Genomic DNA, 24,473 nt, shown 5'->3' with positions numbered 1-24,473 from the left:
GAGGGGGGCCGCAGCAAAAAAAAGCCCCGCTCTCGTTTGGTGGCGGGCGAGCGGGGCGAGTTGCTGGCCCGGGGAGGAAGCCAGCCAGGAGATAACCGCAACAAAGATGCCCCATCACCGCGCCAAAGACTGTGATCCGGCTCACTCGCCTCGTGCGCTCCCAAAATCGTTAGGGTGTTGTTCGGCGTGGGGTTCGAACGCCGATCGGCGTCATCATTGCCGGTCTCGACGATGTCGCAGTGATGGGGCAGCCGGTCGAGCAGCGCAGTGGTCATCTTGGCGTCGCCAAGTCGTTAGCTCGTCACCTGCGCTCGAACTGCAAATCTCAAGGCCCTCGAACAAGGGTGATCATGCCAACAGGGAAAAACTCATCACGAAAATAAGAGGTGTGAGATAGTTTATAGACGGCGTCGCGCATTAATCAGAGCATATCGCAAATCCCCGTTTCATTGGAGTAATTGCGATGCGCTCTTTTTTGGCTTTAGGATTGTTGATCACCCTGTATGCGTCTGCCAGTGCCGCAACAGTGCGCCACTCGCACCATCTTGTTTTATTTTCTTCCAGCGTGGCTAATAGCTTTGCTGCCGTTCCGGGGGGCTATCCGACGATCCACTACAACCCACCTAGCTACGATGATCCGTCCAAGGTTGGCGGCACCCAGAAACAGACCTTAAACGGGCGCACCCCATAAGGATTTTGGGCGCGGTCCCTCTCCCCCTATACGCACGCGCGGCTGGTCTTAAAAATCTGTCCCCCCCCCTGCGTGGTGCCGCGATCCGCCGACCGCCGGGTGCTTGCAGGCCCCTCGTCACCTTAGGCCCGCCGCACCCGACGACCACGCGGAGCGAGCGATCTTGGAAAAGCCGCTGCGCCTATTACGCCGCGGGTGGTGAACTGCCTAGCCTCAGTCTGCCGTGCCGTCTCGTGAATGGCGGCTCGCGTTGCTTAATTCGGAAGGTTGTCGTTCAAGTCGATTGTGTCGCGCTTGGAGCCATTTCCGTACAAGGGGCTACTTCCGTCCGGATACTTGATGTCCGTACGAAATCCGGGGAGGTTCTTGAGGTTTTGCATTCCGCCGCTGACAGCCTCCAGGTCACCAATGCTCAGTTCAGTCGTACGTCTGTCCATGTCTCTCTCCTATAAGGGCCGGTGGGTTTGTGTGATCGCGGGATAGGCCGCGCGCTTCATTCGCACGGTGATGAAGATCACGCACGCCGGGCTGGGCGTGACGCGTCCATGCCTGAGATTTAAAAAGGTTTGCGCTTCCCCTCGTGGCGCCTCGAGCGCTGCGCCTACCTCTGGTCGTGCGGTGCCGGACGCTGCGGCAGGTGACACCGCTCGCGCGCCCATGGCCACGATTTGCTCAATGCAACCTGAACACGCCGTCGACGGCGCGCAGCTCAGCCGGCTTGATCAGCCTGGAATGCGCCACGGTGACCGAGAACAAGGGGCCGTCGAGCTTCTCCTGCCAGAAGGCGAGGAAATCCTGCAGCGCCGGGAATTTCGGAAAGAGATCGTAATTCTGCCAGACATAGGTCTGCAGCAGCGAGCGATGATCCGGCATCCGATAGAGGATCCGCGCCGTCGTCAGCCCGTATCCCATCACTTGTTTCCGAAAATCCTCGGAAGCAATTCCAACCCGAGAAGCCATGCCAACCTCCATTCCCTCCACGCGCTGGTCCGTCCCAGCAGATCGTCTTCGCCGTCGCGGCCTTGCACCCCTTATCGCTCCCGAAGCGCCCGCCATCAGTGATGGCCATCACCAACCGGGGTCTCTGTGATGCGACGGGGCTTTTCTTTGGCCTGGCGCCGCGCCCTGGCTTCACGCTGCCGTCACGGTCCGGTTGGCACAATGATCCCGAGGGCATTCCCGGCAACACAGCTGGCCCGCGACACCCTAAAGCCCCTTCAGGAGCCAAGCCTGGAGGGGCTTTTGCTTTTGCCCCGCGCCGCGCAGCGGGGTGGAAGCCGTGCGTTCATGCGTGTGTCGCCTACAAATTCGGTGCAGGCTGTAACGGACAACGCAGGGCATGGCGATGATGCTTAGGGAGAATCACGTCGCCAAGCAGCAGCGGATCGGCCAGCGCCTGACGCGCGATGGTCAAGGCCCACATGGATCGCAGAGAGCTCGCCGAACTGACGGGCTACAGTGAGGCACAGATCTTGAGCTGGGAACGCGGTCGAGCGGCGCTCTACCCGATCGAGCTGATAAAGGTCGTGTGCTCGACGTAATGCCGGAATGGTTGCTGCGCTGGGAGCGTATGAGCGACGCCGATTTGCTCTGCATATGCCCGTTGCGTCTTTCCGTTCCCAGCGCATGTCAGTTAGCATAAGTCGCGATAAGTCGATCTTCATGCCAAAGCTCGGCATTGCGGCCGGATAGATATTTCCTCGCGCATTCCCTTGCCTGCTCGTCGTCGGTGCACTCCATGTCGACGACGTTTGAAATATGCCCGTTCTCATCGAGGAGATAGGTCCGATAATGCGGCATTACGCAACTCCTGACATTCACGCCCATTTTATTCGTCGAACGGCGATCGAGGCAATCGGAGAACATGCTGATATGAGCGGACCCGCCTCTCCACGGCGATCCCTGACGTATGGGTACGCCTGGCAGGACTGCCTCGCCGTCGATGAGGTCGGGCCGCATCGGCGCCGGGGCAGATCACCTCTATCGGGCTTTCCCGCCTCGTGCCCGTTATTCCTTCCGAATGTTGCTGGACGGTAACAGCCATTGACTCGCGCCGAGCTGTAACCTGCTTTTGCTGGAATCGTTTCATGGGGCTGGGCATGCGCAAATCAGTTCGGATCATCGCCGGTTCTCTATTCCTTTTCGCTCAACCTCTGGGCGCGTTAGCCGCCGATCTGCCGCTGAAGGCGCCACCGCCTGCGCCGGTCGTGAGTTGGAGCGGTTGGTATGCCGGTTTGAATGCGGGCGGGGTTTGGTCGAACAGCAACGGCGTGGCTCACAGTGCCGTCGAAGGCCCCTGCAACACAGCGGTTGTAGGGTGTAGCCCCGGGGTGCCCGCCGCGGACCTCGGTACTGCGCTCGCAGCCGGCTCGACATTCAACACGAGTTTGGGAACGGGTGCCGGGTTCATCGGGGGCGGCCAATTTGGCTACAACTGGCAGTTCAATGGCAGAGGTGTTGTGGGCTTCGAGGCCGACATAGCCTGGGCCAACCAACCCAGACGCGCGGCTTTTGCCAGCTCCACCGTGATTCCGGCCTTCGCGCCTACTGCGGATGCTTACAACGCGACAATCACCAGTCATCTCGATTATCTGGGTACGGTGCGCGGCCGACTTGGTTTCCTCGCTACTCCCGCGTTCTTGCTGTATGGCACGGGCGGCCTTGCCTATGGCGCCGTGCGCAGTTCGACGGCGGAGACCGCTCTGATCACGCCACCAGCAGCTTGTGCGGGCGTTGTATGTTCTGCGTCAGGTGGCGGGTCCTTCTCTGACACGCGCGTTGGTTGGACGGCTGGCGCCGGCGGCGAATGGAAATTCGCGCCCAACTGGAGCTTAAAGCTGGAGTACCTGTACTATGACCTTGGGAGGGCGAATTACGCTACATCTTTGACGCAGACCTGTAGCGGCGCTGCTGGATGCCTGTTCAATGGTGTTGTGATTGGCAGCACGGCGGGCGCGACATCCCTGCGTTATACAGGCTCGATTGCGCGCTTTGGGGTGAATTGGCACTTTAACGGCCCGATCGCAGCGAATTACTGACCTGAATAGACAAACACGCACAGCTCTGCCAGCGCGTGCCCCGCCCTTCGATCGCTAATTGCCCCTCAAGAGCCCGAGCACACGTTCTGCCGAAGTCGGGTCCTTACGCAAAGGGTCTGGGCGTAGCTATCTGCGTAACATCTCTCACGCCGAGACCGCAAAGCTGGGGCGAGGCAACCTTTTCGACTTTTCGACACTCCAGGTCATGGAGGTCACAGCAGGTTCCGCACCGATGCGGCGGCTCGGTCCTCATTGCCAAGCGCTTGTCAAGTTACCAGTGCGCGGGAACTTAGAATCATCCTGCTTGCATTGAGCGATGGAGCGGTTAGACCGCTCACACGCCAAGAGACAATAGCGATCTGGCGCCCCCCAAAAACCTAGCCTACCTCTCAAGACTGTTAGAGGCGGCCCCTTCTCTCGAAGGAGCGGAGATGATCGAACAATGGACGGTGGTCGCCGGGATTTGGCTGAGCATGATCGTAGGATTCGGCTACTGGCTCCTGCGATACGTGGAGCGATGACACGAAGAAAACTCCCGACGATCCGAAGTCTGCGCCGTTCGCCGAGAAGACTTTCCTCTCGGTTTCGGTCCGGCGCGGCTTTTGGTTTAAGCCTTCTCGGTACGAGCGAACTGCCTGTTTCCCGTTTCCGCCTCGCGCTTTCGAGAAGCGACACGCGAAAATCAAGCGGCTCGGGCATGAGGCTCGCGGACGTCACTGCCCTGAGATCCGACGACCGGGATTCATGGGCGCGGCGGTCCGCGTCAAAGTGCTCACACTGGCTGCAGCGCTGTCCGGAGCAGTAGAGTGATGCCAGCTGCTCGAAGTTCACGTTCGGGCAGGTCTTCTACTATTCAGGAAGCCCATCTGCATTGAGCCTGGCGACCACAACTCCGTTACCAGGGGCTGCGCCAATGAAGCGTCCACGGATCTTGTTCTGGTCTCGCCAAAATTCGAACGCTGGCGACCTCGAGGTGCTCGGTATCAAGCCGCCCGGCGGAAGCGCCAGCATTTTCACAATCAGCAGGCTGAGGCCTCGGCCATGCGTTCTGCTGTCCCAGAGCTGTCTGGCCTGCTTTTCCCAAGCCTCTCGGATAGCTGCACACGAGTCATTTGGGCCGTTCGTCATCGATCTGCCCCGGCTTGAATCGGTAACCAAGCTTGGTCTCCAATCGGTCCCAACTGAATTGGAAATACGTAGTACTGCGCGGCGGCCTCCGGGCCGCGCTCGGTGTTTTCATCAATCTCAGATCATCCTTCCGCCTGGCGATTGCGGCTTAGTCAGCTTTCGACGAGCGAATGTTGCACCGCCAGCCGACCAGCACCGGCGGCCACCGGTGGTGCAATTGACCGCGCCTCAGACACTTAAAATCGCAGCGTAGAGGTGAAGATGTTGAGAAGCATCCACGGGATGAGGACGAGAAAAAGCATGGCTACCTCGTTGTGTGCGGCAGTCCAATTCCAAACCCGCTCAATACTTACCTGAGTCGCTTGGTGCGCTGCCGATCGCTCAGGTGCTCGGCGGCACGATAATTCCAACGTGTTGCATCCGCGCCAGTCCAATGGGGCCGTCAGCGCCGAACTCGGGGAAAAAGTCGAAAATCCCTTGAAATTTCAATAGCCCGCCCGCGTGGGCGGCCACCTGTTGCCACAAACGAAACTGGCCGGCCGTCAGCCAGCGCGGTGCCCAGGGCTCGGGCCTTCGGCGGGGCCGCGCGGTCGGGCTGCTTTACTCGTGAAGCTCGTTCCGTGCGGAAAACACCGTGATTTTCCGGAATCCACACAGTTATCCACAGGCTGTACGGTTGTTTTGCCGGCGCGGCTTTTCATTCCCGAATAAATTTAGACCGGCGAGGGAGCCGCGCGAATGCGGCTCTCTTTTCGATTCCGTTGCAATCACAAAGATCTAGACGCGCGTGAACAGGTCGTGAACAAACGCCGCCGGTTACCCAGTATGGTCTATGAACAGAATTAGGCAGGCGAACAGATCGCGGCGAAAGTGTGGCCGCCAAATACGGCACGTTGAGGGTGAAAGCCCGTCCGGCTGGTGACTGGGCAGCCCCCAACTGAGGCGGCCTCAAATCGAAAACACCGCCCAAACAGCCAGTGCGGTTGAAATGACTCCGACTGTCACGACGGTGACCTCGAAGGCGCGTTTTCTGGCCATTTGCCTCGGCTCCGGTTGCAAGGAATAAGTCCACAGCCGGAACATCCGGTTCAAATTTCGGAACCACAAAATACAAAATAGTCAGAAGACCGTCGGTGATCGAATGGTCGCTGGGTGCCCCCGGTGATGCTGATCGAGCAGGGCGCGTCTCGGCCTTCGAAATAAAAGCATCGCGTTTGCGACATCAAACAGCAGCGGGGAGGGCAGCTTCAGGCGCGAAACGCCTCAGCAGGCAGAGAGCTTTGCGAGTCACCCGGATTTCGCCGTCGCTGTGAGCGGTGCTTCTTCCCGGCAGACAGTCCGCTGGCGGTGTTACTTCGTCAAAAATCTGTACACGGCAATCAACGCCACCATGCTCGCGAAAATTAGCAATGCCGTGAGTGATTTTTGGTTGATTGGCCGTGTCGAATGGCGCGCGGACGATAGGCTGACCTGAGGTCCAGGCCGTCTCTTGACTTTGCCCGCTCCCTTTGTTGTGCGACCATTTGGTTCCGGCGCCGCGCCCACGCCTCCCATCTCGCTATAGTAAGCATTGTACACCTCGCGAACGGCGAGGGCCGTGGACTCGGCCTCGCTCATCGTCCCGAGCCTGGTTCGATAGTTGGTCAGAAAGCTCTGTGCGTTTGGCGGAAGATCATCGAAACCACCCAGTTTGGCCATCATGAGCCAAGTGGCAAAATCCGCCTCGGCCTTCGTGCGAGCTTTCCTGGCGATACTGGTATTAGAGCTGGAGGACATGGTGGTCCGATTGGTTCCTGCCCAAGCTTGCCGGTGCTTGTGGCGATCGTTGGACAATATCTCGGTTGACGTCAGCTGTCCCGAGTGGCGCCTGTCTTGGCACGGGAGGATTTCTTGGCACGCGAGGATTTGGCCTTGCCGCCAAAGACCGCCACGGGCAGGTCAAAGGACTCTCCCACTATCCAACTGACCTAGGAAGTTCCTACCGGCGTTGTGGCACTTGCATGATAGCAGGCTCGGCCCTGCTTAGGTTTCCACATCCATCGCTATCCTATATTCTCAGTACGTCAATCGACGCTGTGCGTCTCAATAGGAGCTGCGGCTAAACATGCGTGCGATGAAAGCGATCGCTATTGTAGTGCTCCTGCTCCTGGTCGTGGTGAACGCTCTGGAATTGCTGCCGGCGGCGAGCGCGTTCCGAATGTATCTGTCGGGTGCAGCCGTGGCGCTGAGCCTTGTCGCGTTGATAGCGATCCTGGTCGGGAACGGTCCGTCACGGGACGACCGAAGTGCTGGCGCTGAGGCGGCCCGACCGATGGCTGTTCCGACTCGCGCAAACCAGACAGACGCCGAGATCGTCGGCTTTTTGGCGATGCTGCAGGCGAGGGGCCGGCTGGTCGATTTCCTGATGGACGATATCAACGCGTATGATGATGCACAGGTTGGGGCAGCCGCGCGCGTGGTCCATGCCGGATGCAGGACCGCCCTGCTGGAGCACTTCCAAATCTCGCCCGTGCGCACAGAGAGCGAGGGATCGAGAGTGCAGGTCGCCGCTGGCTATGCACCGGACGAGTACCGATTGCTGGGCAAGATCAGCGGTTCCGCGCCGTTCTCGGGAGTGCTTGTCCATCACGGCTGGAAAACGGATGCGGTGAATCTACCGCGCGTTTTGCGGAGCTCGACCGACCGACTTCCAGCAATCGCTCCGGCGGAGGTGGAACTGAGTTAAGCGAGCTCGCATCGGCCGGTCGCCGGACGAGAGAGCCGGATCACGTGCAACCGGTGCTCCCGTCAGGCGCGGTTATTGACGCGAACATACAGCACGACAACCCAGGACAATCCTCTCATGAGCGCTCGTTTCAGTCTTGCTATCGACCTCGGCACCAGCAACAGCGCAATCGCGATCGCCGATCTCGAGAGTGATGAGACCAGAATCATTGAAATCGCGCAGACCTTAGGACCAAATCAGATCGGCGAGATGCCGACATTGCCGTCCGCCATTTATATTCCGCACTCCGAGGAGTTCCCGGAGAGCTCGTTTCCTCTGCCCTGGAATGATGCCGGCGAGCGCGCGATCATCGGCCAGTTCGCGCGGGAGCGGGGGGCGCTCGTGCCTGATCGGCTCGTGACCTCCGCCAAATCCTGGCTGTCCAACCCGCATATCGACCCGAAGCAGCGGGTCCTGCCCTGGCGATCCGACATCGCGGAAGAGAAGCTCTCGCCATTCGAATGTTCACGCCTTTACCTCCAACATCTCAGGGACGCCTTCCTGCATACCGAACGGGCGCAGGGCCGGGACCTCTCGGAAGGCGAGATCGTTGTAACCGTTCCTGCCTCGTTCGATGAGGTTGCAAGAAGCCTCACCGCCGAGGCCGCTAAGGATGCGGGGCTTGGGGACGTCACATTGCTCGAGGAGCCGCAGGCCGCGTTCTACGCCTGGATGGCGCAGACGCACAAAGAATGGCGAAACCTAATTGCTGATGGCGATATCGTGCTGGTCTGCGATGTCGGTGGCGGGACAGCCGATTTCAGCTTGATCGCGGTCACAGATGTCGAAGGCCGCCTGGAACTTGAGCGTGTCAGCGTCGGCGAACACATCCTGCTGGGTGGCGACAATATGGATTTGGCGCTCGCATATGCGCTGAACGCCAAGCTCGAGGCCGCGGGCAAACAGCTGGACTCCTGGCAGTTCCTGGCGCTGGTGCATGCCGCCTCAAAAGCCAAGATCGTTCTGTTTGATGATGGCGAACTGGCGCAGGCGCCAATCGCGGTCCCCTCACGCGGCTCCAGCCTGCTTGCCAAGACGGTCTCAACGACTCTCGATCGCGAGACGCTGGAGCAAGTTGTTGTCGACGGTTTTTTCGCCAGAACCAGCCTTGACGACCTGCCGCGCGAGAGCGGTGCGGCAGGGCTGCAGGAATTCGGTCTGCCCTATGCTTCCGATCCGGTCGTCAGCAAACATATCGCCCGCTTTCTCACCCAGAGCCTGCAGAACGTGAAGGCAAGCGAAAAGCTTGCCGCTCTGGTGGGAGCGTCGGCCGGCACGCAGGCGCTGATGCCGACAGCAGTCTTGTTCAATGGGGGCGTCTTCAAGGCCGCGCCAATTCGTAGCAGGGTGCTTGATCTGCTGGCGTCCTGGAATGGGGGCCAGCCAGTCCGCGAATTGCAGGGTTTTGAACCAGATCTCGCCGTCGCACGCGGCGGCGCGATCTACGGACGTCTCCGCGCCACTGGCAAGGGCATGCGCATCAAGGCCGGCGCGGCCCGCTCCTATTACATCGGCCTGGAAACGTCGATGCCCGCCATTCCGGGTTACAAGCCGCCACTGAAGGCATTGTGTGTCGTCCCGCAGGGGATGCAGGAAGGCACGGAACTGCTGATCGAAGGACGCGAGTTCGGCCTTGTCACCGGCCGCACGGCGGAGTTTCGGTTTTTTTCCTCCTCGGTACGAAGCGGCGATACGCCCGGACAGATACTCCCCGACGCCGAGCGTGAGCTTGATGACGCTGGCCTGCTCGAAGTCGCGATCCCGGCACTGGACGTCCCGGTGGGTCAGGTGGTGCCGGTTCGCGTCAGCCCCGTCGTCACCGAACTTGGCATCCTTGAGCTTTGGATGAGGCACACGAACTCCGATCGCCGATGGAAGGTTGAGTTCCAGGTCCGCACGGAATAGGGGCGGTACTGCCTCTGGAGATAGCCCTTGACGAAAGACCGCGCCCGCTTCGCCATTGGTATTGATCTCGGCACGACCAACTCCGCACTCGCTTTCGCACCACTGGTCGGTGAGGGGACGCCAGAGGTCTTTCTCGTCCCGCAATGGGAAGGCCTGGCTAGTCTGACCGAGAAGCCAACGCTACCTTCCTTCCTGTACCTGCCAGAGGAAACGGTCGCAGCACACTTGCATGGTGAGGACGTCAAAGCCGGGCAATGGATCGTCGGCCTCTTTGCACGCATGAAGGCTAGCGAAGCGCCCGGACGAGTGGTCCATTCCGCGAAGTCGTGGCTTTGCCATCACGCCGCCGACCGGTCGGCACCCTTTCTGCCATGGGGATCGACGGTTCTGGAAGGCGAGCAGAAAATCTCACCGGTGCGCGCGTCGGCACTGGTTCTCAACTATCTGCGGGGGATCTGGAACAGCCGGTTTGCGCAGGCCGGGTTTGCGTTCGATGATCAGGACATCACGATTACCGTCCCGGCTTCCTTCGATGCGGCGGCGCAGCGGCTGACGATTACCGCCGCCGAGGAAGCCGGCTTCCCCAACGATGTGCGACTGCTCGAAGAACCGCAGGCTGCGTTCTATTGTTGGCTGGAAAGCCACGACCCAACGCGCGAATTGTGGCAGCGGCCCGACAACGGCGATGCCGGGCTGCGACACGTGTTGGTCATCGATATCGGCGGCGGCACCTCGGATTTCAGCATTTTTGAAGTTCGCCCGAACGAGCAAACGCCGGATCCTGACATCAGGCGTGTCGCGGTGAGCGAGCATACGCTGCTCGGCGGCGACAATATCGACCTTGCTGTCGCCCATTTCCTGGAGCCGCGGCTTGCCGGGGCGGGCGGCCAGCTATCCGGCCCGCAATGGGATCAGTTCGTCGCCGCCTGCCGTCATCTGAAAGAGCACGCACTGGCCGCTACGGGGCCGCCGGATGAGCGGTTCGTTGTTGCACTGGCTGGTCGAGGGTCGGGGATGGTCGGCGGCTCGCAGACGGCGACGGTGATGCGGGCGGAAATCGAGAGCCTATTGCTGGACGGCTTTTTTCCCTTGTGCGACGCGGCGGCGCGACCGTACCGGACGCACGCGGCACTGAGGGAATGGGGACTTCCCTATCCTTCCGACAGCGCGATAACCCGACATCTTGCCGAATTCCTCAACGATCGCCCGCGCATTGATGCCGTCCTGTTCAACGGCGGATCCGTCCGACCGTCGCTGGTGCGCCAAAGACTTCGCGAGCAGATCGGAAACTGGCAGAACGGCTTCGTGCCGCAGGTCCTTGAGAACGAGGAGCCGGATCTGGCGGTGGCGCGCGGAGCCGCACGCTTTGGTGCCCTTCTCCACAACCGTTCGGGTCGCATCGCCGCAGGGGCCGCCGCTGCGATCTTTCTCGAAGTGGAGGGGATAGAGGCAACGGATCGCCAGACTGTGCGTCCGCCCCTCTTATGCGTGCTTCCTCAGGGTGCAGCGCCGTCGCAGCTTTTTAAGATCGCTGATCTCGGGCTTAAGCTGCGCACCGATCAGCTGGTGCGCTTCCAGGCGTATTCCTCAACCCGGAAGAGCGTCAGTCGAGCCGGAGACATCGTCTACTGGTCCGAAGGCGAATTCCACCCGTTGCCCCCGCTCCAGACTATCGTAAGGACGGCCGAACTATCCGGTCCGGAAGCGGGCGGCATGTTGCCCGTCGGCCTGACGGCGCAGATGAACGCATTGGGGCTGCTCCAGATCTCGTGCGTCAGCGCCGACCCCGCCATCCAGCAGTCCTGGCCGCTGGAATTCAACATGCGCGAGCACGTCCAAGGCGTCGCGGGCGCGCCCGCTGCGGGGCGGGCGCGGGAGGCAAACGTTCCGATTGAACCGAACGCTTCAGCGGACGCGCTGGAAACGGCACGCAGGCAGATCGGGATCGTCTTCACCCGGCCTGTCAATAACAGCAAAAAGGACAAGATTACCGCTGCAACGATCCTCAAGGGTATGGAGCGCATCCTCACGTCTGCCAGAAGTGAATGGAACGGGCCACTGCTGCGCTCCCTTTGGCCTGCGCTCGAGGAGCGGCGCGACGACAGACGACGTTCGGCGGACCACGAAGAGGCATGGCTCATCATGGCTGGTTTCCTGCTACGCCCGGGCTTCGGAGTCGTCCGGGACGACCTTCGTATTGATGCCCTGTGGCGGGTGCACGATGATGGGCCGTGCTTTCCCGGTCGGCGCATCAGGAGCCAGGAATACATTCTCTGGCGCCGGGTGGCGGGCGGGCTCACGCGCGAACGCCAGACCAGGCTTATGGCCCGAGAGATCGACAGGATCCGCGACGGCAGGGCGCCCGACGAACTCGTGCGCCTGGCCGGATCCCTGGAACTGATCCACCACGACACCAAGGCGGAACTGGTGCGTTGCTTCTGCGACATCGCGGTGACGCTTGCAGAGGCCAAGCGTCACTGCGCTCCTTATCTTGCGGCGCTCGGGCGACTGCTCAATCGAACTCCGCTCTATGCAGGGCCGGAGACTGTCGTCTCGCCTGACCTCGTCGAGCACGCGTACCAGGCTTTCGAGCGCTTCGATTGGACCACGCCGGAGTTGCTCGATCTGCAGTCTCTGTTCCTTCGGGCCGCGCGCGTCGTCGACGATCGGAGCCTGGATCTACCGAAGCCTTTGCGCGGTCGGATTGCCAGCAAGCTGGAGAAATCCGGCGTCCCCGCGCTACAGACCGCAAAAATCAAAGGGTTCGTTCCGATCGCACGATCCGACCAGGACAATTTATTCGACGATTCACTCCCTCCCGGTCTGATCCTGATCGAATAAACATGTGCAAGGCTCGCGCCGCGCGATGGTTCGGGGGTTTCGCCTTGCCCTCAGCCAATGTGTTTCACGGAATCATCTTTGCCGGGTTTCTGCGGTGCACGGTCAGAGCCGGCACCGCGAGAATGAGGCTGAGCCTAATTTGCGAGGCGAGGAACTGTTTTGGCGGCACCCGATTGAATCATCACTAAAGTCTACGGCAGCCCTTTCGCAAACGGCTACTCCCAGGAAACTCTTGCCGGCCGTGCGGTTTAGAGTTTCGGAAACTGGAAAGGCTTCGGACATGAAAAAAGCAGTATTTGCATTTGCGATCGCTGCGACGCTAGGTGTCACAGCCTTAGTGACACCATCACCAGCTCAAGCGTGGCGGGGNGGTTGGGGCCCCGGTCTGGCCGGCGGACTGATTGCCGGCGCGGTGATAGGCGGCCTGGCATCCGGTGCGTACGCTTATGGCCCTGGATACGGTTACTATGGCGGACCAGGGTACGGCTATTATGGCGGTTATGCACCCGCTTACGGCGGATACGCTCCATCGTATTACAGCGGCGGCTACGCTCCCGCATACTACGGCTATTCGAGTTACTATGCTCCCGCCTATTATGGTCCTGGGTATTATGGTCCCCGGTACTATCGGGGCTGGTGATCGCTAGAGCATGATCCGGAAAAGTGTGTAGCGGTTTTCCGGAAAGGTCATGCTCAATCAAAGACCTAAAGCGCGATGACGATTCAACCAAATCTCATCGCGCTTTAGGCACGACACTTAAGTCCGGGCAATGAAAGGTCGCGGAAATATCTGCGGCCGGCCCTTGGTGGGAGGATCGAGCCTCGCGATGCGCGCCCGTATCGCTACCGATCTCCCTGGGTAATTGAAATCGGAAGTGCAGTGGGTACCATTGGCGTGAGGGGGGCGCTCTTGGAAGGGAGCGCGACGGCAATGAGGGTTCGAGTGGCGTTCGTTGTGTTATTCGTTGCTTTTGGCTTGGCCGCGCTAGGCGCAGCGATTACCACAACCAAATACGTCGGGACGCATCAGGCCCAGACGCACCCGCCCGCGGCGCGGCCAGCCGGGTGAGTTCTGGCGCATCTGCTTCGAGGCCATACGGCACGCGACCTGATTCTTTTTGGGCGCAGGGAATTGCGCCTCGCGCGCACTAAGCATGGTCCGGAAAAATGTGTAGCGGTTTTCCGAAAGGTCATGCTCAATCAAAGACCTAAAGCGCGATGACGATCCAACCAAATCTGATCGCGCTTTGGTCCCGAAACTCGACGTGAGCCGAAACTCTTGGCTAACGAGGCACGAGCGGTACGCGAAGCACTTTGAAACCCTTGATTTCGGGGAACGCCTCGGCCGCGTCTGGAGACACCCGCTCCAACACCGCGGCTTGTACGTCTCCACTGACAAGCCGGTCGAAGGGGGCGGTGTCGCCCAGCGAAAGCCGGATGTCCGTAGCGCCGGCAGCCGCCAATCCAGAGCGGATGTCTTCTTCGACGCTCGCCTGGGCAGAGCCGATGGCAATATTCAGGCCCTGGAGCGCGGAAGCTGATTTTACATCCGGTCGTGAAATCAGGAGGGCGACCAAAGGATGGCCGTCTGTGGGAGGGGCGGCATTATCGTCGCCGGCAGATGCGGGTTTGCTTTCATATGCACCATCGATTGGCGTTTCGGCCTTCGTCATTTGCTCAGCGACAGCCAACGCCGCCATGACCTGCTCCTGAGGACTTCTTTCCAAGGAGGCTTCGGGCATCTGCGCCTTGAAAGGCGCATTCTCGGCTTTTGGCCAGGGAGGAGGTGGCCCTGGAGTCACCCGAACCGCGGCTTGAAGATCATTGGTCTTCTTTTGGCGCGACGCGTCGACGGAAGGCGGTACCACGTGTCTCGAAACCTGTTTGCGGGGAGCTGCCTTTGCTGCCCGGTGAGCAGACGCGTTCGATGCGCCCGCGGCAGTACCCAGCGTTCCCTTCAGCGTGCGGCGACTCCAGTCCATATAGGACTGACAGGCCAGATTGCATGGCGCTCCATCTATGTAGACGGTCCCGGGCGAATCCAGTGGATGAGCCGATGACGCTCCAACCAAAACAAGAGTTGCGCAGGCCGCTATTGCCGAAACCCGCATTGAAATCACTCCGTCGAATTATGAGAACCGGAGAACCGCTACTCCAATCTTGACCAAGCGGAAAACAGGAAAGAACACTTAAATCCGGTCCATGGCGTCTCCATGGCGTCTCGTCCGCGCCAACCGCGGAGAAAAGTGGATGGACTATCGAGCCGGATAACCACGGGTGCGTGATCAATGTTCCTAAACCTGTACAGTTTCTGAACCGATCAGAGCGCGTCGCCAAGGGGAACCGTGGGGCAAACTGACGGATGACGATCCTCGACGTCATCAACGGCAAGCAGGATCAACTCGAAGGTCGGCTGCAACAGCGCCATGGCTATGGCACAGCTAAGCCCCCGAGCAAGACGGAAATCGTATCGCAATTGCCGATGACCGTAGATGGTTAAGCTGCGGTCGGCCTGAAAAATGGAACGATTCCCGTCTCCATTTGCGTTATGCTGAAGTCCGCTTCTGATGATTAGGAGGTCGCGGTGACATCGACCGTTACCGATTTGCTCGCACGAAAACAGCAGCTCTTGGAGCGTCTGCAGGGCGAGGCGCCAGGTTTGGATGAGCAGGACGAGATCGAGCGCCTACTGGCCAAGATCAATGCAATGTTGAACCGGCTCGACGCGGAGTCGAGCGAACCGATAGCAACGCGACATTAGCGCCCCTTCGGGGGCCGCTAGTGGCGACCAAGCCACCGCGGCGCTCTCTGGGTCGGCGCCAAGTAGCTTCACCCCGGGGCGCGTCCAGTTCGATCGATCGTTGGGACTTCCCGGTCCGCTTCGCAGTATCTTCCGACTTTCTTCGTCTCGACATGCAGGTCGTGATAGGCGGCCTTCCGCTTCGCAATCACTTTCGCCCCCTGCGCCGACTTTCCGACAAGGTTCGAGCAACGCTCTGACGAAACCAAAAGCCCCAGCGCCTGAGCTGGGGCCTTTCTCTCGGCCGTTCACGCGGTTCGGCTAGGCTGCGCGACGCATCCGTTCCATATTCTCCCTGATGTGCTTGGCCGTATCATCGGCCAGCTTCAGCGACATATCTGCCATTCTGCGACCGCTCTGGAAGGCCCCCTCGAAGGATTGACGCACAAGATCGGTTTGCAAAGCCGTAAAGTCGTGAGGCGTTCGGCAACGCCACAAGTCGTTCATGCGCTCCATGTTGTTCTCGACCTGACGCCGAACAAATTCGAGATATTCACGAGAAGCTTCGGTCATGCATTTGGCGACTGCAGCGGTGGAATAGAGAATAACTTCGGTATTGCGTGCCGATCGCTCAGCGGCTTGTTGCGCCTCGTCACCTGACAATCCCAGCGTACGACTAAGCTGATCAGCTGAGCTGCCCATTACAGTCGTCGTTGTGTCAAGGCTGGAACGCCACGTATTCTTTAACGTTTCCGCGTTCTGCTGGAGAATGTCGGCGCCGGCACGGGCTGCGTCCTGGCCAGCATCAATGGTTGCTTGTCCGATTTGTCTGGCTTGTTCAGCAGTCTTCTCGCCGGCTCGCCGAAGTTTCTCGTCAGCTCGTTGGGCACCGGTCTCGTCTTCACGTGGATTGGCCATGTTCCCTCGTCCTCCTTTTTGAGCCGCGCGGAACACGAGCGCCTATCCGTGGTCGGGCCACTTGATCGTCGGCAACTCGGAGTTTCGCGGGCTGGCTTGCGTAGGGCGTTAATCCGCGGCACCGCATTTCGTTCTGCGCCGGAGCGGCCGCCGTACATTAATTTCCACTTCGAGTGAGTGAGGAACATCCAGTACAGCAGTCAAGACAATGCCACCTCGCCACAGGCGTAGCGGAACTCTTCTCGCGACAGATTTCGGTCGTCCGCTTTCGCTGGCTTCGCCTCCGATGCATTGCTTCAAAGCCACCCACAAACAACAACGTGGGCGGCCGGGTATCCCGGCCGCCCCTTCCTTCCCGCGCGTCTCAGATCCGCGCGGCCTCAGGCTCTAGTCCAAGCCCTATTCGGCCAAGCACGACGTAGTTATTCGGAGTCATCGCAACGTGATGGCTCGCGGCGTGAACGTCGCGAAGGGCCCGTTCCAGTGGGCAGGACTCGAAGATCGAAACTGCACCAGCTTCCCTGGCGAGTAGGTTCACAACCCGCGCGGCGGCTTCCGCGGCATTTGTGCAAGCCGCCCGAAACACGGCGCGCGCATGAAGTGACGGTTCCCCACTGACTTCGGCCACGCCAATGAGCTCCTCCATTGCGTCGATCAGGAAAGCTCTGGCCGCGCGGTGCATTGCTTCCGCTTGTCCGACCACCTTTTGGACGGTTTCGCGATCACGCAACATGGCAGTTGTCCCTTGCCGCTTCTTGGCCGCCGCCAGTTCGGCAAAGGTCTTGATCGCACCACGCGCGATGCCCAACGGAACGCACGCAACAGTCCATGAAAACATGGACACGACAGGCAGCCGATAGATTGCGCCGGGCTGCAGCTGTTTCGGCGCCGACGAATCGTGGGTGTGTGATCTCGGAACAAAGACTTCGCGCGCTTCGAAGTTATAGCTCCCCGTCGCGCGTAAGCCGGATACGTTCCACGTGTCGTTGATGATCAGCGCTTCCCGATCCATGTAGCAGCTTAGTTGCGTGCTTTGACCGTGCACATTGGCTAGTCCCATAAAGACGGTCCCATGAGGCGCGCCGCTGCCGAACGGCCAACGTCCGGAAACAAGATAGCCGCCGTCCACGGGAACGGCTTCGCCGACTGCGCCGGTCGAAGCGACGATGAACGCGCGGGGTTGGGCAAACCACTTGCGCGCCGTAGCTTCTGAAACGAATGCGCAGGCCCGGCTCATCCCACCGCCGTTACCGACAAGCCACCCAATGGAGCCGTCTAGCGCCGCGGCTGCTTCGACCACTATCATGAATTCGAAGGCGGACAATTGCGGACCGCCTAATGCTTCGGGAAGCCAAAGCCGAAACAGTCCGGCATCGGCGAGTGCATCGAAGATGCGATCCGGCAACCGCCGGTCGCGATCGAACGACTCTCGAAACTTTGCAACAAGCGGTGCGATCGCTTGGAGAGCCTCCAGGTACTCAGCAACCCGAGTGGATTTTTGCATTTGGGCGTTCCTCTGATGGAGCACCCGATTGTTTCGCGAGCCCGGTCCATTAGGAACCGGGCATAGCGCCGCAGACAGTGCAAATACGAGCGTTCGCGCACCTGGAATTAGCGGTGCCAACGGGCCAAAAAACGGTTACGAGCAAGGAGCACGTCCAACGTTCGCTTGGCAGTGTCTCGGTTAAGCTCGCTGAAAGTGCCCGTATGCGCCCTTGTGGAAGACCAGCGGACTGCAGGCCATCTCGTCGCCCGACATGACTTCGCCCAAGATTATGTCGTGGTCGCCCGCTTTGTGCACCGTGGTGACACGGCAGCACATCTGCGCCGCTGCACCCTGCAACAGGGGCAGGCCGTCGGAGCTGAAGGCAACGGCAAGATCCTCGAACCGGTTCTTCTGCTTTCCTGTGAAGCGGGCGGATAGATCTAATTGATGGGCACCGAGGATGTTGACCGAGAACAACCCCCGTTTCCGAATGGCAGCGCCCGTCGCGCTGCCTTCGGTGGTGCAGAACAGCAGTATGCAGGGTTGAAGTGACACCGACGTTAGTGAATTGACGGTGGCGCCAAACAGCTCGTGATCCCACGCCGTCGCAACCACCGCGACCCCGGTTGGAAAGCTGCCCATGACCGATCTGAAATGCTTCGGATCTATCGCAGCACCACGCATCTGTCTCACTTTCGCAGCATGTGATAGCTGAGCTCGCCAGGGTCGGTGAGGTCGGGGACTCTCCAGCCGTCCAGGTCGTATTCTGCCATGCAGTCCTCGGCGAGGCCCTTGAAGCGATCGGCATTGCCGGATGCCTGCGCGCCGAATAGGCAGTAGCGGCGAATCTCCTCGGTCGAACCGCCGTAGTTGATCTCGTAGAGTTCATGGCGGCCACCGAATTCGCTGCCGATACAATCCCACAGCAACTTGAGCAGCTTGACGCGTTCTTCGGCCTTGTAGCCGTTGGAGCCGCGCAGGTAGCGGTCGAGATAGGGGCGGATCTCGTCGTTCTTGAAATCGCGGGCGTGGCTGTTGAGATAGATCAGGCCGGAGGCGACCGTCTGCTCTATCAGGTACTTCACCTTGGTGTAGGCCATGGTGGCGATGATCTGGTAGGCGTTGCCAGGATCCATGTTCGGCAGCATGTAGTCGCCGATCCAGGGCTTGGGATCCCTGACCATCGCGTCCGACAGGCTCCAGAACAGGTTGCGCCAGGCGATGACCTCGCCGACATTGGCCTGCACACCGCGATAATCCTTGGTGCCGGCCGCTTCCGTCGCCTTCAAGAGCAGGCCGCTGATAAAGTCGAGCTTGACGGCAAGCCGTGTGCAGCCATGCACGACGAAGCGCGGCAGGAAGCCGGTGCGCGGGAAGAAATTGTTGGCCTTCTCAATGTCGCCGTAGACGAAGACGTTCTCCCAGGGCACCAGCACCTTGTCCATGATGAACACGGCGTCGTTCTCGTCGAGTCGACTCGAGATCGGGTAGTCGAACGGACTTCCCATCACGCTGGCGCTCATCTCGTAGGAGGTGCGGCAGATGAATTTCACACCGGCCGCATTGGTCGGCACCATGAAGACAACGGCGAATTTCTTGTCCTGGAGCGGAATGAGTCCGTGATGAGCAACGAACGTGTAGTTCGTCAGCACCGATCCCGTCGCAACCACCTTGGCGCCTGACACGATGATCCCGGCGTCAGTCTCCTTCTCGATATGGCAGCAGACATCGGCCACTTCGTTCGGCGGACGGTCGCGATCAACCGGCGGATGAATGATGGCGTGATTGATGAAGGGCACGCGCTCCTGGCTAAACTTGTACCAGCGTTTGGCGTTGTCCTGGTATGGCTCGTAGAAGTCGGAGTTCGCGCCGAGCGTTGCGAGGAAGGCGGCTTTGTAATCCGGCGCGCGTCCCATCCAGCCATAGGTGATCCTGGCCCATTCTGCGATCGCGTCACGGCCGGCGATCATCTCGTTCGTGTTTTTCGGCGCCTTGAAGAAGGCGTGCGTCATCCCGCCATTACCAGTGTCCGTTGGCAGCAGGATCTTGCCCTTTAGTTTGTCATCATGCAGCGCGTCGTAGAGGCGGGCGACCATGCGCGACGTGTTACGGAAGGCAGGGTGTTTGGTGACGTCTTTGACCCGCTCGCCATAGATGTAGACGGTGCGATCGTCGCGCAGTGAATCCAGATATTCCGCACCCGTTTGCGGGCGCGCGACTTTGACGTTGCCCGTATGCTCCGGCGGAATTGCCGGTGCTGCCTGCGCCTTGCCTGCCATGCTCACACTCCCATTTGTTCGATTATCGAACCAATGTCCGTATTTCGAACTTGTGACGATAAGGCCGCGCCTGCAGCTTGGCAAGGGCACAACTTGGCAAGGGCAGGGGTCAGACGGTCGTCGAGGAGATCTGTTCCGCGAGCCGATTGAGCTCGGGCAGGAAGTGCTCGCGCATCTCGTTGCGCGTTGTCCGGGTCGAGTGGGTCGAAAGGTTGATGGCGCCGACTGCCTGGCCGCCGCGATCGAGTACCGGCACCGCGAGTGCGCGCAGGCCACGCTCGAGCTCTTCATCGATGATGGAAAATCTCTGGGCGCGATCGGTGCGGATGCGATCGAACAGCGCCTGCGGGTCGGTGATGGTCTGCGGCGTGTAGGCGTCGATGCGCTGCGATCGCAGCCGGCGCCAGATTTCGGCCTCGTCGAGATAGCCGAACAGGACACGCCCGAGTGCCGTGTGCAAAGCAGGCAGGCGGCTCCCGACCGAGAGCGCAGCCGACATGATCCGCCGCGCCGGTACGCGCGCGACATATACGATGTCGTTGCCCTGCAGGATCGCGGCCGAGCAACTCTCGCCCAGCCGCTCGCTCAATTCGCGCATCAGGGGCAGCGCGCGGTCGATCCAGCTCTGCGTCGACAGATAGGCAAAGCCAAGTTCGAGAATCTGTGGCGACAGCGAAAACGTGCGGCCCTCCTGCTCGACATAGCCGAGTTGGGTCAAGGTGCGGAGCACACGGCGCGCGGTGGCGCGTGAGAGGTCGGCGACCTGTGCAGCCTCCGATAAGGTCATGGTCGGCCGCTGTTTGCCGAACGCGCCCAGCACCGCGAGGCCCTTGGCGAGCGTCGTCATGAACTCCTTGTCGTCGGGTTCACCTCGATGCTGCTGCGAAGTTTGCGTCATGACGCGGCCTGTTGACTCCATCTGGCCTCTGGCGGACACTGGCCGACATACGAACTATTGTTCGAATATCGAACGCCGGCCCGTGTGTCAAGCGATCCACGATGAGAATCCGGCGCATCCGGAGGGGAGGACGCGCAGATGACCTGCCGCAAAACCAGTTTGACTCATCGCGGTTCAATCGACCGGCGCGCGCTGCTGAAATACTCCGCAGCAACCGGCGCCGCGCTCTCACTTGGCTTGAAATCTCCGGCGATCGCGCAGACGCGCGCCATCAAGCTTGGCTATGTCTCGCCACTCACCGGGCCACTTGCAGCCTTCGCGGAGGCCGACAATTTCATCCTCGCCAATTTTAGGGAAGCGACCAAGACCGGGGTAAAAGTCGGTAACGCGACTGTGCCGGTCGAGGTCATCGTAAAGGACAGTCAGTCCAACCCGAACCGCGCTGCCGAAGTCGCAAAGGATCTGATCGTCCAGGACAAGATCGATCTGATGCTGGTTGCATCGACGCCGGAGACGACGAATCCCGTCTCGACCCAATGCGAGATCGAGGAGGTCCCGTGCATCTCTACCGTTGCGCCATGGCAGCCCTGGTTCATCGGCCGTCAGGCCAATCCCGGCGGCGGGCCGCCGGCGTGGAAGGGCTTCAACTACACCTACCACTTCTTCTGGGGTCTGGAGGACGTCATTGCCGTCTTCACCAACATGTGGGGCCAGGTTGCAACCAACAAATCGGTTGGTGGGCTGTTTCCAAACGATGGCGACGGCAACGCGTGGGGCGACAAGGTCGTCGGCTTCCCGCCCGTGCTGGAGAAGGGCGGCTACAAGCTCACCGATCCGGGGCGCTATCAGAATCTCACCGATAGTTTCTCGGCCCAGATCGGTGCGTTCAAATCAGCCAATTGCGAGATTATCACCGGCGTGGTGTTGCCGCCGGACTTCACCACCTTCTGGAAACAGGCGCTGCAACAGGGCTTCAAGCCGAAGGTTGCGTCCGTCGGCAAGGCAATTCTCTTCCCGGTCGCAGTGGAAGCACTTGGCAAGGATGGCCACAATTTGTCCTCGGAGGTCTGGTGGACGCCGAACCATCCCTTCAAGTCGTCGCTCACCGGCATGAGCGCCAAGGATCTCGCCGGCGCCTATCAGAGCGCGACCAAGAGGCAATGGACGCAGCCGATTGGCTTTGCGCATGCGCTATTCGAAGTTGCCGTCGACGTGCTCAAGCGTGCGCCGGACCGTGATGGGAAAGCAATTGCCGCCACGATCGCCGCAACCGATCTCGACACCGTCGTTGGCAAGGTGCAATGGGGCAGTGCGAGCCTGCCGCCCTTTGCCGCCAAGAACGTCGCGAAGACGCCACTCGTCGGCGGCCAATGGCGTTTTAATGACGGCAAATATGATATCGTCATTACCGACAACAAGACGGCGCCGGTGATTCCCGTCGGAGGCACGATGGAGGCCATCACCTGATCGCGCGCGTCGACGTATCATGCTGCTGGAAGTCGAAGGCCTGAAGAAGAGCTTCGGTTCGATCGTCGTTGCCGATGATCTCGACCTCTCGATCGCGACCGGCGAGGCCGTTGGCATCATCGGGCCAAACGGCGCTGGCAAGACCTCGATGTTCAACCTGATTGCCGGCGGGCTCTCCCCGAGCGCCGGCAGCATCCGCTTCGATGGTCATGACCTCGCCGGCGTGCCGCCACAAGGCCGCTGCCGTGCCGGAATGGCGCGCACCCACCAAATTCCCCAGCCGTTCGAAAAGCTCACCGTGTTCGAAAACCTTCTGGTCGGCGCGGTCTATGGCCGGCGCAGGACGGAGCGTGAGGCCACGCAATCCTGTGGTGAGATCCTCGAGCGACTTGGCCTGCTCAGGCGTGCCAATGCGCTCGCGGGTTCATTGACCCTGCTCGAGCGCAAGCGGCTGGAAATGGCGCGTGCACTGGCGACAGCGCCGAAGCTTCTGCTGCTCGACGAGATTGCAGGCGGCTTGACCGAAGGGGAATGCGCCGAGCTCGTCGCGACGATCGGCGATATCCGCAAATCCGGCATTGCCATCCTCTGGATCGAGCACATCGTGAATGCCCTGTTCGCCGTGATCGATCGCCTCGTCGTGCTCAATTTTGGGCGCAAGATTGCGGAAGGCCTGCCGAAGGAGGTCATGCAACGGCCAGACGTGCATCAGATCTATATCGGCATAGAGGCGTAATGCATGCCGCTGCTTGAGACGCACAACCTTGTGGCCTGCTACGGCGACTTCCAGGCGCTCTATGGCATCGACACCACGCTGGAGCGTGGCGAGACCATCGCCATCATCGGCGCCAATGGAGCAGGGAAGTCGACCTTCCTGAAGGCGATCGCCGGGCTTATCCGAGGAGCGACCGACAGCGTCGTCTTTGATGGCCAGCCGATCGGCGCGCGAAGTGCAGCCGAAATCGTCAAGCTCGGTATCGCGCTCGTACCCGAAGGGCGGCGTCTTTTCCCCTCGCTGACCGTGGAGGAAAATCTCCTGATTGGCGGCTACGGCCGCAAGACTGCAGGACCCTGGACGCTCGAGCGAGTGCAGGCGTTGTTCCCAATCTTGAAGGAACGGCGCTCGGCGGCCACGCCGACGCTGTCGGGTGGTCAGCAGCAGATGGCCGCGATCGGACGAGCGCTGATGTCCAACCCGCGCATTCTGCTTTGTGACGAAATCAGTCTTGGTTTGGCGCCGATCGTGATCGCCGACATCTACGCGGCACTGCCGCAGGTCAAGGCGGAGGGGACGAGCGTTGTGCTGGTCGAGCAGGACATCGTCCAGGCACTGAAGGTCGCCGACCGCGTCTATTGCTTTCAGGAGGGCCGCCTGTCGCTCACCGGCCGACCGCGCGACCTCACGCGCGAGCAGATTCACCGCGCCTATTTCGGGTCCTGACATGACCGGCTGGCTTGATGCGTTGATCCAAGGCGTGCTGCTCGGTGGTCTCTACGCGCTGTTCGCCGCCGGGCTGTCGCTGATGTTTGGCGTGATGCGGCTCGTGAACCTCGCGCATGGCGATCTCATCGTGCTTGCCGCCTTCGCCATACTCGTGATCGCGCAAAAGCTGGGCCTTGATCCGTTTGTCGCGGTGCTGTTCGCGCTTCCGATCCTGTTCGTGATCGGCTTTGGACTTCAGCACGTGCTGTTGAACCGGACGCTGGGACGCGACCTGCTGCCGCCGCTGCTCGTTACCTTCGGTCTTTCGATCATCATCCAGAACGGCCTGCTGCAGATTTTCTCGGCCGACAGCCAGCGCCTGCGCTCGGGCGCGATCGAGACGGCCTCGATCCCGCTCGGCGGCGGGATTGCAGTGGGTGTCGTGCCGCTTTTGACGTTGCTCTCCGCCGTTGCCGTGGTCGTCATCCTCAATTTCATCTTCTACCGTACTCCGATCGGCCGCGCCTTTCGCGCGACCTCGGATGATCTCGAGATCGCGCAACTCATGGGGATCGATCATCGGCGGGTCTTTGCGACTGCGATGGGCGTGGCGTTTGTCGTGATCACGATCGCTGCACTCTATCTCGGGTTGCGGGCCAATTTCGATCCGACAATCGGCCCGGCGCGGCTGCTCTATGCTTTCGAGGCCGTGATCATCGGCGGTCTCGGCAGCTTCTGGGGTACGCTTGCTGGCGGTATCGTGCTGGGCCTGGCTCAGACGATTGGAGCGCGAATCGACCCCGAATGGCAGATCCTGGCCGGCCATCTCGCCTTCCTCGCGGTGCTGGTGATACGACCGCGCGGCCTGTTCCCGCGTGCGCAGGATTGAGCCGAC

21 protein-coding genes and 2 pseudogenes are annotated in these 24,473 nt (G+C 60.6%); 12 read left to right on the top strand and 11 right to left on the bottom strand.

Going from position 1 to position 24,473, the window contains the following annotated elements:
* Positions 1 to 212: 212 nt before the first annotated feature.
* Positions 213 to 287: pseudogene (locus A3AI_RS47435) on the bottom strand (ATP-binding protein); the annotation flags it as partial.
* 176 nt (positions 288 to 463) lie between these two features.
* Between A3AI_RS47435 and A3AI_RS47430 the strand changes: the two are divergent.
* Positions 464 to 691 (top strand): hypothetical protein, encoded by a 228-nt coding sequence (locus tag A3AI_RS47430; protein ID WP_156927724.1) that lies wholly within the window; start codon positions 464 to 466, stop codon positions 689 to 691.
* A gap of 254 nt (positions 692 to 945) precedes the next feature.
* Here the strand turns inward: A3AI_RS47430 and A3AI_RS0111180 are convergent, their stop codons facing one another.
* Both A3AI_RS0111180 and A3AI_RS0111175 read right to left on the bottom strand, forming a co-directional pair.
* Positions 946 to 1,128: a hypothetical protein gene (locus A3AI_RS0111180; protein ID WP_024515656.1), complete on the bottom strand. Its 183-nt coding sequence runs from the start codon at positions 1,126 to 1,128 to the stop codon at positions 946 to 948.
* Between the two features lie 235 nt (positions 1,129 to 1,363).
* On the bottom strand, positions 1,364 to 1,651 hold the full coding sequence (locus A3AI_RS0111175) for an usg protein (RefSeq protein ID WP_024515655.1): 288 nt from the start codon (positions 1,649 to 1,651) through the stop codon (positions 1,364 to 1,366).
* 446 nt (positions 1,652 to 2,097) lie between these two features.
* On the opposite strand from A3AI_RS0111175, the gene A3AI_RS50210 reads away from it, so the two are divergent.
* Complete coding sequence (locus A3AI_RS50210; protein WP_156927723.1) at positions 2,098 to 2,232, top strand: helix-turn-helix domain-containing protein; 135 nt, start codon at positions 2,098 to 2,100, stop codon at positions 2,230 to 2,232.
* An 88-nt stretch (positions 2,233 to 2,320) separates the two neighbouring features.
* On the opposite strand, the gene A3AI_RS47420 is transcribed toward A3AI_RS50210, so the two are convergent.
* Positions 2,321 to 2,491: a hypothetical protein gene (locus A3AI_RS47420; protein WP_156927722.1), complete on the bottom strand. Its 171-nt coding sequence runs from the start codon at positions 2,489 to 2,491 to the stop codon at positions 2,321 to 2,323.
* A gap of 299 nt (positions 2,492 to 2,790) precedes the next feature.
* On the opposite strand from A3AI_RS47420, the gene A3AI_RS0111160 reads away from it, so the two are divergent.
* The gene (locus tag A3AI_RS0111160) at positions 2,791 to 3,729 is read left to right on the top strand and encodes an outer membrane protein (RefSeq protein WP_024515653.1); all 939 of its coding nucleotides are present in this window, start codon (positions 2,791 to 2,793) and stop codon (positions 3,727 to 3,729) included.
* Positions 3,730 to 6,207: 2,478 nt separating this feature from the next.
* On the opposite strand, the gene A3AI_RS0111145 is transcribed toward A3AI_RS0111160, so the two are convergent.
* Complete coding sequence (locus A3AI_RS0111145; RefSeq protein WP_024515652.1) at positions 6,208 to 6,633, bottom strand: hypothetical protein; 426 nt, start codon at positions 6,631 to 6,633, stop codon at positions 6,208 to 6,210.
* Between the two features lie 358 nt (positions 6,634 to 6,991).
* Here A3AI_RS0111145 and A3AI_RS42545 point away from each other — a divergent pair, with 358 nt between their 5' ends.
* From A3AI_RS42545 to A3AI_RS0111130, 3 genes are all read left to right on the top strand, one after another.
* Positions 6,992 to 7,582: a DUF2760 domain-containing protein gene (locus A3AI_RS42545; RefSeq protein ID WP_198030095.1), complete on the top strand. Its 591-nt coding sequence runs from the start codon at positions 6,992 to 6,994 to the stop codon at positions 7,580 to 7,582.
* 117 nt (positions 7,583 to 7,699) lie between these two features.
* Positions 7,700 to 9,526, top strand: coding sequence for an Hsp70 family protein (locus A3AI_RS0111135; protein ID WP_024515650.1), 1,827 nt, complete (start codon positions 7,700 to 7,702; stop codon positions 9,524 to 9,526).
* A gap of 27 nt (positions 9,527 to 9,553) precedes the next feature.
* Positions 9,554 to 12,367: a hsp70 family protein gene (locus A3AI_RS0111130; protein ID WP_024515649.1), complete on the top strand. Its 2,814-nt coding sequence runs from the start codon at positions 9,554 to 9,556 to the stop codon at positions 12,365 to 12,367.
* A gap of 1,283 nt (positions 12,368 to 13,650) precedes the next feature.
* Here the strand turns inward: A3AI_RS0111130 and A3AI_RS45195 are convergent.
* Entirely contained in the window at positions 13,651 to 14,067 is a 417-nt protein-coding gene (locus tag A3AI_RS45195; protein ID WP_156927721.1) for a hypothetical protein, read from the bottom strand.
* 640 nt (positions 14,068 to 14,707) lie between these two features.
* On the opposite strand from A3AI_RS45195, the pseudogene A3AI_RS47415 reads away from it, so the two are divergent.
* Together A3AI_RS47415 and A3AI_RS48740 are read left to right on the top strand one after the other, a co-directional pair.
* Positions 14,708 to 14,867: pseudogene (locus tag A3AI_RS47415) on the top strand (CsbD family protein); the annotation flags it as partial.
* An 84-nt stretch (positions 14,868 to 14,951) separates the two neighbouring features.
* Complete coding sequence (locus A3AI_RS48740) at positions 14,952 to 15,128, top strand: hypothetical protein (protein ID WP_198030094.1); 177 nt, start codon at positions 14,952 to 14,954, stop codon at positions 15,126 to 15,128.
* Between the two features lie 300 nt (positions 15,129 to 15,428).
* On the opposite strand, the gene A3AI_RS0111100 is transcribed toward A3AI_RS48740, so the two are convergent.
* From A3AI_RS0111100 to A3AI_RS0111080, 5 genes are all read right to left on the bottom strand, one after another.
* Positions 15,429 to 16,025: a phasin family protein gene (locus A3AI_RS0111100; RefSeq protein ID WP_024515645.1), complete on the bottom strand. Its 597-nt coding sequence runs from the start codon at positions 16,023 to 16,025 to the stop codon at positions 15,429 to 15,431.
* A gap of 364 nt (positions 16,026 to 16,389) precedes the next feature.
* A complete protein-coding gene (locus tag A3AI_RS0111095) occupies positions 16,390 to 17,529 on the bottom strand; it encodes an acyl-CoA dehydrogenase family protein (protein WP_024515644.1) in 1,140 nt (379 codons plus the stop codon).
* A 180-nt stretch (positions 17,530 to 17,709) separates the two neighbouring features.
* Entirely contained in the window at positions 17,710 to 18,195 is a 486-nt protein-coding gene (locus A3AI_RS0111090) for a flavin reductase family protein (RefSeq protein ID WP_036047885.1), read from the bottom strand.
* 5 nt (positions 18,196 to 18,200) lie between these two features.
* Positions 18,201 to 19,790, bottom strand: a complete 1,590-nt coding sequence (locus tag A3AI_RS0111085) for a 4-hydroxyphenylacetate 3-hydroxylase N-terminal domain-containing protein (RefSeq protein WP_024515642.1) — start codon at positions 19,788 to 19,790, stop codon at positions 18,201 to 18,203.
* A 109-nt stretch (positions 19,791 to 19,899) separates the two neighbouring features.
* Positions 19,900 to 20,688 carry an IclR family transcriptional regulator domain-containing protein gene (locus A3AI_RS0111080; RefSeq protein ID WP_036048016.1) on the bottom strand — a complete coding sequence of 263 codons (789 nt, stop codon included), beginning with the start codon at positions 20,686 to 20,688 and terminating at the stop codon, positions 19,900 to 19,902.
* A 138-nt stretch (positions 20,689 to 20,826) separates the two neighbouring features.
* On the opposite strand from A3AI_RS0111080, the gene A3AI_RS0111075 reads away from it, so the two are divergent.
* Genes A3AI_RS0111075 through A3AI_RS0111060 form a run of 4 tightly spaced genes read left to right on the top strand, consistent with a single transcriptional unit; the run spans position 20,827 to position 24,467 of the window.
* On the top strand, positions 20,827 to 22,155 hold the full coding sequence (locus tag A3AI_RS0111075; RefSeq protein ID WP_051382352.1) for an ABC transporter substrate-binding protein: 1,329 nt from the start codon (positions 20,827 to 20,829) through the stop codon (positions 22,153 to 22,155).
* A 16-nt stretch (positions 22,156 to 22,171) separates the two neighbouring features.
* Positions 22,172 to 22,891 carry an ABC transporter ATP-binding protein gene (locus A3AI_RS0111070; RefSeq protein ID WP_024515639.1) on the top strand — a complete coding sequence of 240 codons (720 nt, stop codon included), beginning with the start codon at positions 22,172 to 22,174 and terminating at the stop codon, positions 22,889 to 22,891.
* Between the two features lie 3 nt (positions 22,892 to 22,894).
* Complete coding sequence (locus A3AI_RS42535) at positions 22,895 to 23,596, top strand: ABC transporter ATP-binding protein (RefSeq protein ID WP_036047881.1); 702 nt, start codon at positions 22,895 to 22,897, stop codon at positions 23,594 to 23,596.
* Position 23,597: 1 nt separating this feature from the next.
* Positions 23,598 to 24,467 (top strand): branched-chain amino acid ABC transporter permease, encoded by an 870-nt coding sequence (locus A3AI_RS0111060; protein ID WP_024515638.1) that lies wholly within the window; start codon positions 23,598 to 23,600, stop codon positions 24,465 to 24,467.
* The last annotated feature ends 6 nt before the right edge of the window (positions 24,468 to 24,473 follow it).

The organism is Bradyrhizobium sp. Tv2a-2 (assembly GCF_000472425.1).
Classification (GTDB): Bacteria; Pseudomonadota; Alphaproteobacteria; order Rhizobiales; family Xanthobacteraceae; genus Bradyrhizobium.
The sequence above is the reverse complement of the archived record's forward strand: the minus strand, read 5'-3'. Positions and strand labels throughout refer to the sequence as shown.